9 protein-coding genes are annotated in these 9,001 nt (G+C 52.8%); 4 read left to right on the top strand and 5 right to left on the bottom strand.

What is annotated here, in order from left to right; genetic code table 11:
• Window positions 1-167, bottom strand: a 167-nt coding sequence (locus O6944_00115) for an MOSC N-terminal beta barrel domain-containing protein (GenBank protein ID MCZ6717556.1), incomplete at its 3' end; no start/stop codon positions are given.
• A 133-nt stretch (window positions 168-300) separates the two neighbouring features.
• The gene (locus O6944_00110; GenBank protein MCZ6717555.1) at window positions 301-1,017 is read right to left on the bottom strand and encodes a TIGR02281 family clan AA aspartic protease; all 717 of its coding nucleotides are present in this window, start codon (window positions 1,015-1,017) and stop codon (window positions 301-303) included.
• Window positions 1,018-1,131: 114 nt separating this feature from the next.
• On the opposite strand from O6944_00110, the gene O6944_00105 reads away from it, so the two are divergent.
• Together O6944_00105 and O6944_00100 are read left to right on the top strand one after the other, a co-directional pair.
• Window positions 1,132-1,836, top strand: a complete 705-nt coding sequence (locus O6944_00105; protein ID MCZ6717554.1) for a type 1 glutamine amidotransferase — start codon at window positions 1,132-1,134, stop codon at window positions 1,834-1,836.
• 96 nt (window positions 1,837-1,932) lie between these two features.
• A complete protein-coding gene (locus O6944_00100) occupies window positions 1,933-3,072 on the top strand; it encodes a 3-deoxy-7-phosphoheptulonate synthase (GenBank protein ID MCZ6717553.1) in 1,140 nt (379 codons plus the stop codon).
• Between the two features lie 137 nt (window positions 3,073-3,209).
• Here O6944_00100 and dksA read toward each other — a convergent pair whose 3' ends face one another.
• Window positions 3,210-3,674, bottom strand: coding sequence for an RNA polymerase-binding protein DksA (gene dksA / locus O6944_00095; GenBank protein ID MCZ6717552.1), 465 nt, complete (start codon window positions 3,672-3,674; stop codon window positions 3,210-3,212).
• A gap of 219 nt (window positions 3,675-3,893) precedes the next feature.
• Between dksA and O6944_00090 the strand changes: the two genes are divergently transcribed.
• Window positions 3,894-5,054: a pyridoxal phosphate-dependent aminotransferase gene (locus O6944_00090; GenBank protein ID MCZ6717551.1), complete on the top strand. Its 1,161-nt coding sequence runs from the start codon at window positions 3,894-3,896 to the stop codon at window positions 5,052-5,054.
• Window positions 5,055-5,167: 113 nt separating this feature from the next.
• Here the strand turns inward: O6944_00090 and cysZ are convergent, their stop codons facing one another.
• Together cysZ and queF are read right to left on the bottom strand one after the other, a co-directional pair.
• Entirely contained in the window at window positions 5,168-5,923 is a 756-nt protein-coding gene (cysZ, locus tag O6944_00085; protein ID MCZ6717550.1) for a sulfate transporter CysZ, read from the bottom strand.
• A 48-nt stretch (window positions 5,924-5,971) separates the two neighbouring features.
• Window positions 5,972-6,385: a preQ(1) synthase gene (gene queF / locus O6944_00080; GenBank protein MCZ6717549.1), complete on the bottom strand. Its 414-nt coding sequence runs from the start codon at window positions 6,383-6,385 to the stop codon at window positions 5,972-5,974.
• A gap of 109 nt (window positions 6,386-6,494) precedes the next feature.
• On the opposite strand from queF, the gene smc reads away from it, so the two are divergent.
• On the top strand, window positions 6,495-9,001 hold a 2,507-nt coding region (gene smc / locus O6944_00075; protein ID MCZ6717548.1), incomplete at its 3' end, for a chromosome segregation protein SMC.

Genomic DNA, 9,001 nt, shown 5'->3' with positions numbered 1-9,001 from the left:
TGTCGCTTGCCGTTGACGAAACGGCCTTGGCCATCGACGATGGCATACTCCCGATCGTGCTTGAGCGCCCCGCCTGCACTGATTGTGGTGTGCGTTAATTCGATGCCATGCAAGGATTTGATCGGAAAGATGGCGATCCGGGCTAACGCTGCCCGAGCCGGCTGCATTTGTTCTTTTTCGCCTATTCTCACACCTGAATCCGCGTGGCCGCCCACGTCACGATGGTCCCACGGGAACATGTGATGAATGATAAAGCACCTAAAACCAATGCATTATAACATCTAATTAATGTCAAATCTATTAGTATTTCCTAAGTTCTAAAAGCCGGCCGCGTCGATTCATCTCAACTTTGCTGAGAAATGACATGCCAAGCAGCACCTCAGTAGGAAAGTCCCCCTCCAGAACCGCCGCTTGAACGTCACGCAAGGTAATGTCGCCAACCTTTACCTTTTTCAGATTGACGTAATAGACCTTGGTAATACCTGAGGCGGTCTGCGCACGCCCCACGGTCCCCTCGAGTTTGAAATCGAGTCCCAGGCGCCTGGCTTGATTTCCGTTCATGGCGATATTTGTGGCGCCTGTGTCAACGAGAAAGTTGATTGGGAAGTCATTGATGCTGCCATTGACGAGATACATGCCTGTGTCATTCGCCCAGATCTGGACGGTGGCCTGAGGCGAAGGCCCGACGAACGTGCTGCCAATATGGGTGCCTAGGGTGTAACTGGCGCGCTGTCCGTCAACCTCAAGAATCGCTTCTTTGCTGTTGGCAGAGACGAGCGTCACGCCTTCGGGACTGGTTTTGCCGACAGTAAGGACCCGCTGTTTCCCATCGATCTCCACAACGGCCTTATCTGTGAAGAGCCCGAGCACGACCAGCTTGTCTACGGCAAAGGCCAAGGGGCCCGAGAAAAAGAGCAGCAAGACGAATAGCAGGTACTTTCGCATGTAATTGGTTTTCAAGAGTAAGTTGACCGATATTGCAACAGTAGCATATTTCTCTCCCAGGTTAGGGTTCAAGGTCTGAACGGCCTAGCTATAATCAGGCCCCAAATTACTGAGGTATCGGCAAGCGCTTGGGACGCGCTGACGGGTGTCTGCTTAAGCTGATCATGTCTTTATTCCGTACGTAGCATGAAACCGGTACTTATCTTTCGCCATGTTGTCTGTGAGGGGCCGGGTTATCTCGGTAGCTACCTTAGCACCCGGGGTATTCCCTATCGGATCATTAACGTAGATCTCGGGGAACCGATACCGCGGGGCATTGCAGGGGCCGCCGGCCTGGTCTTCATGGGCGGCTCGATGAGCGTCAATGATCCCTTGCCCTGGATTGACAAGGAACTTACCCTTATACGTGAAGCCCACAATCGCTCGCTGCCGGTGCTTGGACATTGTCTCGGCGCCCAGCTTGTTGCTAAGGCGTTCGGCGCTGACGTGCGAGCGAATCCGGTCAGTGAGATCGGCTGGCTACCAGTAGAACGCACAGATGCCAGGGGCGACGATGGGTGGCTGGCGGGATTAGGGAAATGCTTCGAGGTTTTTCACTGGCATCGGGAAACGTTTTCCCTGCCAGCCGGCGCTCATCGCTTACTGAAAAGCCAAATTTGCGACCTGCAAGCCTTCATAATTGGCCATACCTTAGGACTGCAATGCCATGTCGAGATGACGGCCGATATGGTGCGAGATTGGGTGAAGCGTTATCAAGATCAACTCACCCACCTCTCGGCAAGTGTGCAGAGTAGAGATGCGATAACGCGGCATCTCAGTGATCACGTCTCCGGCCTTCAGAAGGTCGCTGACCGCTTGTATGGGAGATGGATTGCCGGGCTGTCTCCTTGATGCGCGCCCGCAGGCAGCAGTCAACAACGTGTCTTTAGCGGTTGGGTGTGCGATAATTTCCATGGAATTAGCGGCAGTTACGAGGCTCTACGAAAGATGATTATCATCCTTCATCCGGATACAGATAAGAATGGGCAACCTTATCACGCGTTGCTTGATCATCTGACCAAATTATCGGGCATCCAACATCGTGTTCACGAAGAAGTGGGGACGCAGCAGACGCTCACCGAGATATATCTCATTGGCGATACCGCTTCGATTGATGGCAGCCAGATCGAGAGCTTTGCATCAGTCGAACGTGTGGTACGCATCTCCCACCAATATCGTATTTTGGGGCGTCATAAAGACGATAGCCGCCCCAGTCATTTCACCTACAACGGGGTTACGTTCGGACAAGACAATTTCTACCTGTTTGCCGGTCTTTGCGCGGTCGATACACGCGACCATGTTGAGAACATGATGCGCTCACTCAGAGATCATGGGCAGATTTGTACGCGTATGGGCGCATACAAGCCGCGGACGAACCCGTATTCATTCCAGGGTCACGGCAAGTCATGTCTGCCCTATGTCTTTGAGCTCGCCGGGAAATACGATATCAAGGTGATCGCGATGGAGGTCACCCATGAGGACCATATTGATGAGATTCATGAGGTGCTAGAGCAATCGGGTAACCCGACCGGCGTCATGCTGCAGATTGGTACGCGCAATGCTCAGAATTTCGAGTTGTTGAAAAATGTGGGCCGGCAAAAGACCTATCCTGTATTACTAAAGCGTGGTTTTGGAATCACCTTGGAAGAGTCCTTGAACGCGGCCGAGTACCTTGCGAGTGAGGGCAATCGCAAAGTGGTATTCTGCCTACGAGGCATGAAGACCAATCTCGGGGACCCGCATCGTAATGTTGTTGATTTTGCCCATGTGCCAGTCGTCAAGCGCTTGACGCGCATGCCTGTCTGTGTCGATCCGTCGCATTCCGTGGGTTCTCGTGGTGCCTCCCCCGACGGCATCATGGACGTTATGCATGCCAGTGTCCAAGGTGTTATTGCCGGGGCTAATATGGTTCTGGTGGACTTTCATCCTGAACCTGCCAAGGCACTCGTAGACGGGCCTCAGGCCCTATCGATTGAGGAGTTACCTTGGTTTTTGGAGGATGTGCAGATCGCCCGTGAAGCCTATGAGAAACGCCTCAAACTCGTTCAACGCGTCAATCCTCCAAATGCGCTGCGTGAGGTCGGTTGAGGATAAGAGCCAAGGTTGACCGCGGACAGACTTGCAGGCCCGCTACGTGCCTGTTGCAAATGGTGGGGCGTGTTGAAGAGGGTGTTGGTGCTGGAAGAAAAAGGGAAGGGGCTAAATAAAGACCGGTCAATGGGCACTTAGCCCATCTGCCGCTCCCGGATCTCGTCGAGTGTTTTGCAGTCGATGCACAGCGTCGCGGTGGGGCGGGCTTCCAAGCGCCGGATCCCAATATCGACACCACACACCTCACAATAACCGTAATCGCTCGTTTCCAAACCCACAACGGCTTCGTCGATTTTCTTGATGAGTTTTCTTTCCCGGTCGCGGGTGCGCAATTCCAGCGAAAACTCTTCTTCCTGCGTTGCTCTGTCGTTGGGATCAGGGAAATTGGAGGCGTCATCCTGCATGTGATGGACTGTACGGTCTACCTCTTCCATAAGTTCTCGTTTCCAGTTGAGCAGGATGGCACGAAAATGTTCCACCTGCTTCGGATTCATATATTCTTCACCCTTCTTCGCTTTGTAAGGGGTGAAGTTCTTCTCCGGGGCTAAGCGTTTTGTTCGTTTGGAGACCTTTTTAGCCGGCGCTTTCTTAGCGGGCATGGTCTGTGCTCCTGCCTTATCAGCCGCAATACCAAAAAAATTGAGCGGGCATGTATACCAGAAAGCCCCTAGTGACGCAACCAAGCCAACCATGACCGGGCGCGATTCAGGTATAGTGAAGTTCGGCGGAAAAAGTTGACGTCGGTAACTTGCTGAGTTGACCCGTGTTTCTGCTCTTTGGTTCCGTCGTTTTTTGCGTCTATTGGTCGATAGCGAGCGATGAAAGTTCATATTGCTAAACGAATGGAAGGTATAGCGCCCTTTCGTGTGATGGGGCTCTTGGCCAGAGCGAACCAGTTGGAGGCCCAAGGGCGCTCCATCATTCACATGGAGATTGGCGAACCGGATTTTGTTACCCCCAAACCCATCATCGAGGCAGGCAGGCGTGCATTGGCTGCTGGGTACACTCATTACACGCCGACAACAGGCCTGCCACAATTGCGCGAGAGAATAGCGTCCTATTACAAGGAACGCTATGGAGTCGAACTTGCCGCAGACAGGGTTGTTGTAACGCCAGGCGCATCCGGGGCCTTACAGCTTGCCTTAAGTGTCCTGATCAACCCTGGCGATGAAGTTCTAGTCGCCGATCCCTCGTACCCTTGTTATAGGCACTTGGTCCGTTTGATGGATGGGGTTTGTATGATGGTCCCGGTGGGCGCGGAGAGCGCGTACCAATTCACGCCGGAACTCGTTGCCCAGCAATTGAATGGGAATTGTGTCGCAGTAATACTCGCGTCACCTTCTAATCCGACCGGGACCCTCATTAATGATGCGATGTTGACAGAGATAGTGCGTATCGTGGAAGACAAAGGAGCGCGTTGCATCGTTGATGAGATATATCATGGATTGATCTACGGAGATAAGGCCAATACAGCACTTGCTGTTTCATCTGAGTGCTTCGTGATCAACAGTTTTTCAAAATATTTTGGAATGACTGGCTGGCGGGTCGGTTGGCTCATCGCGCCCGAACCATACCTTCCTGCGGTAGATAAGCTTGCTCAAAATATCTTTCTTGCGGCACCTACACCAGCACAGCATGCGGCTCTTGCGGCGTTCACCGCAGAAACGCGTGCAGAACTCGAACAACGTCGTGCAGCATTCTGTGCGCGGAGAGACTACTTGCTGCCAGAGCTTCGAGGCATAGGCTTTGACATACCTGTTACGCCTCACGGCGCATTCTATCTATATGCTAATTGCGAACGCTTTACCCAAGATAGCTGTGCCTTTGCAACGGACGTCCTGGAAAATGCTGGCGTCGCGATCACGCCTGGGGTGGATTTTGGCGTTCATGCGGCAGACAAGCACGTGCGTTTTGCGTATACGACAGGATTGGAAAAATTGAAGGAGGGTGTGCAGCGGTTACGTGACTATTTGAGCTGAACGAAGCAGATGATTTAGGCGAACCTTAGGTGCTGAGAGCGAAATTCAACTGAGCTTAATACGATCCGCTGTATGCGCTAGCCGATAAAGCGCCGACACAATTTGTTCAAATGCTATCCATTATTCGTTCGAACATTTCTCTGATCATCTCCATCCATAGTCTTTGCAAGTTGATCCACCCACATAGCTGTAGCGCCGGCTACGGCGACGGGCATGGCAATGAAGTTTAGTATCGGGATCACCGTAATAACCAGCGCCGTGCCACCGTAGCTAAGCGCAAGCAACCTTTTTGATGCCAGGAGTCGGCGCTGCTCCTTGAACGTGATGCCATGGTTTTCCATCGGGTAGCTCGCATATTCCAGTGCCAAGACCCAAGCGCTGAACAAGATCCAAAGGAATGGGGCAGCGACATTGAGTCCTGGTATTAAGAATAGGATCAGCAAAGGAATAGCCCATAAGACAAAATAAATAAGCTTATGCAGTTCCGCGAACAGACTAGAAATCATCTGCCTTGGTAGAGTCGTCCACTCACTCTGGATTTCATGTGCCCTGCCGGTTAACTTCGTTTCAATGGCTTCTGCAAGAAACCCATTAAACGGGGCGCCGACAAGATTCGCGATAATCGCAAAACAAAAGAAAACCAATACCAGAGCGACTATGGCGAACAAGGGCCAAAGCAACCAGTGCAGCCAAACTAACCAGTCGGGTACCAACCACTCGATAAAGTCACCATATAGATGTGCGCCGTAGACGATGACACCGGCAAAGATAAGCACGTTAATAAGCAGCGGGACTACAACATATAGTCGCACTCCGGGCTGAATAATCAGTCCAAACCCTTTTAGTAGATACTGTGAACCATGCAACATTTTTATAGAGAATTTATAACGAACGAATGCCCGGAACCATCTATGCTGTTACGCGTAGAACTTTTTGCGCAACGAGGGTAAGGCAACGGATTCCGGTTGGTTCCAACCGGGGGCTCGGTGCTCGGCTACCACCGTGGTGTAGATACCGCCCCGCACATTAAACCTGGCAGTCAGGCGCATGAAACGAGGATCTAAAACCACTATTAGGTCATTCAAGATCTTGTTGGTGACGGCCTCGTGGTAGGTCCCCGTGTTTCGGTAGGATGCGATATAGAGTTTGAGAGATTTCAGCTCGATACACCGCTTATGCGGTACATAATCGAGGTACAAGGTTGCGAAATCAGGCTGACCGGTCCTTGGGCACAGACAGGTAAACTCCGGGATTCTGATATGGATTGTATAGTCCCGGTCCTGATTGGGATTTTCAAACGGCTCTAATGCGTTTGTCGACTCATCAGCCATACCCGTTACCAAGTTTTAATCCGCTACGGCTTAACGATACCATATATAAGATGCGCCGCGATGCGCTACTCTTGTATGCTATCGGAGTTATCCTGTATCTTTACGCCCCATGCGACTAAGCAAGATTAAGCTTGCAGGCTTTAAGTCCTTCGTCGATCCACTCTCCCTCTCGTTCCCTAGCAATCTTGGCGGCATTGTCGGCCCTAATGGCTGTGGCAAGTCGAATATTATTGATGCAGTTCTATGGGTCATGGGCGAGAGCTCGGCCAAGCACCTTCGAGGAGAAGCTTTAACCGACGTCATTTTTAACGGATCGGCCTCGCGCCAGCCGGTAGGGCAGGCATCCGTAGAGCTTGTTTTCGATAACGCCGACGGTTCATTGGGGGGACAGTACGGGAGCTACGAAGAAATCTCGATTAAGCGCCAGATGAATCGCGATAGTATCTCGGTTTACTACCTTAACGGCACCCGTTGCCGCCGGCGCGATATCACCAATATTTTTCTTGGCACCGGGCTCGGGCCCAGAAGCTACGCCATTGTGGAACAGGGCATGATTACGCGTCTGATTGAAGCCAAGCCCGAGGAACTCCGCTCCTTTATCGAGGAGGCCGCTGGGATATCAAAGTACAGGGAACGCCGTCGTGAAACCCAAAACCGAATTCACCATACCAAGGAAAACATTATCAGATTAAATGATATACGAGATGAACTTGATAAACAACTTAAACATTTGAAGCGTCAGGCGCGAGCCGCAGAGCGCTATCAGACCCTCAAGCAAGAGGAGCGAAGGCTCAAAGCCGAGTTGGTGGCGCTAAAGTGGCGTGGCCTGCGCAAAGAGGAGGAATCCGAGGAGCAGGAGATCAATCAGCAAGAAACCACGATGGAGGGCCGCATGGCAGGGCTACGCGGCGTCGAATCGGAGATCGAAAAGCAGCGTGAGGGGCATAATGGAGCGATAGAGACATTTAACGAAGTGCAGGCGAGCTTCTATCGTGTGGGTGCCGAGATATCGCGCCTAGAGCAAACCATTCAGCACGCCAAGGAGCGCGGTGCCTCCATGGAGCGAGATCTTTCGCAGCTTGAGCGCAATCTGGGCGAAACAAGCGAACAGGACAAAGCCGATCAAGCGCAGCTCAAAGCGCTGCGTGATGAGATGGCGGAACTCGAACCCGCACTCGAACGGTCGCGGCGTGAAGAAGAAGGCGTCTATGAGCAGTTTACGAAAGCCGAACACCATGTGCATACCTGGCAGGCAGAATGGGACGCATTCAACCAGCGGGCCGCCGAGTCCCATCGGGACGAGCAGGTGGAGGGAACGCGCCTTGCCCATCTGGAAATGAGCCTCCAGGACGTAAGACAGCGCATCGCTGCCTTGCAAGAGGAATACGATTCAATGAATCTCGGCCCGATCGAACAAGCCAAAAAGGCCTTGAAGTCGGAGCTCAGCAAAGCCCAGAGCCAGCAGAATCAACTCACTGAAAAGCTGGAGGCCGTACAGGCGGAAATGCGACGCACTCGGGAGGCCAGCGATGGGCTGGCGAGCGAGCTGGATACGGCGCGCTCGCGGCAACAGAGCTTGAGTGGCCGGCTTTCGTCCCTTGAGGTTCTACAGCAATCTGCGCTCGGGAAGCAACCACCTGTTTTGGTCGAGTGGTTAGAAAGCGTGGGCCTTTCGAATGCGCCGCGACTTGGGGAGAACGTTTCTGTTGATCCGGGCTGGGAACGGGCAGTCGAGACGGTGCTCGGGTTTCATCTGCAAGACCTTTGTATCACTGAGTTGGGTGCTGTGGTAGGTGAACTCAACAAAATCACAGACGGTTCCCTCGGACTATTCGATACAAGAGCCAGTGAGGCCATCGATGATTCGGCGGGGCTCGATGCACCCAAACTCCGCGACTGTATCAAGGCGCCGTGGGCATTGGGGGAGCTGCTTTCGGGCGTTTATGCGGTGGATGATCTCGATGCGGCGCTGAAGCTTCGTCCCCAACTGGGCAATGCAGAATCCGTGATTACAAAAGACGGAATCTGGCTTACTCAGAGTTGGCTTCGCCTCGCACGAGGTCAAGATGAGGGCGCGGGCTCACTGAGTTGGGATCATGAGTTTAAGGCCCTTCAGACCGAATCGGCTGAACTTGGGCAGACGATTAAGGAACATGAGGCTGGTTTAGCGAAAAGTCGAAGCGACCTACGCCAACTAGAAAAAGAATGTGACGGCATCCAGGCAAAGCGACAAGGTCATCAAGAGATTTTTGCGAACTTGCGCTCTGAGCTGGCAGCCAAAGAGGAACAGCATTTGCAGGCGCACGCGCGGCTCATCCGCATAGAGGACGAACTCGAGAGTCTTAAGGATCAAGAGCAGACCGAATGTGCCGAATTGGAGACTGTCCAGGCTCGTCTCATGTCAGCGCAGGCGAAGGTGGAGTCACTGCAGGACGAGCGGGCAAAGCTAACCGAATTAAAGGATCAGCATTACGAGGGGCTGCATCAAGCCCGCCCCCGTTGGCAGGCGGCACGGGAGAAAAGCCATGAAATTGCGTTGCAGCTGGAGTCCATCCGTTCTCAGCGCACATCCCTCGAGCATGCGTTGAACAGAAGCGCAGCGCTCGTTGCGCAACT

The organism is Gammaproteobacteria bacterium, from assembly GCA_027296625.1.
Classification (GTDB): domain Bacteria; phylum Pseudomonadota; class Gammaproteobacteria; order JAKEHO01; family JAKEHO01; genus JAKEHO01.
This window is presented reverse-complemented; position numbering and strand designations above follow the sequence as displayed.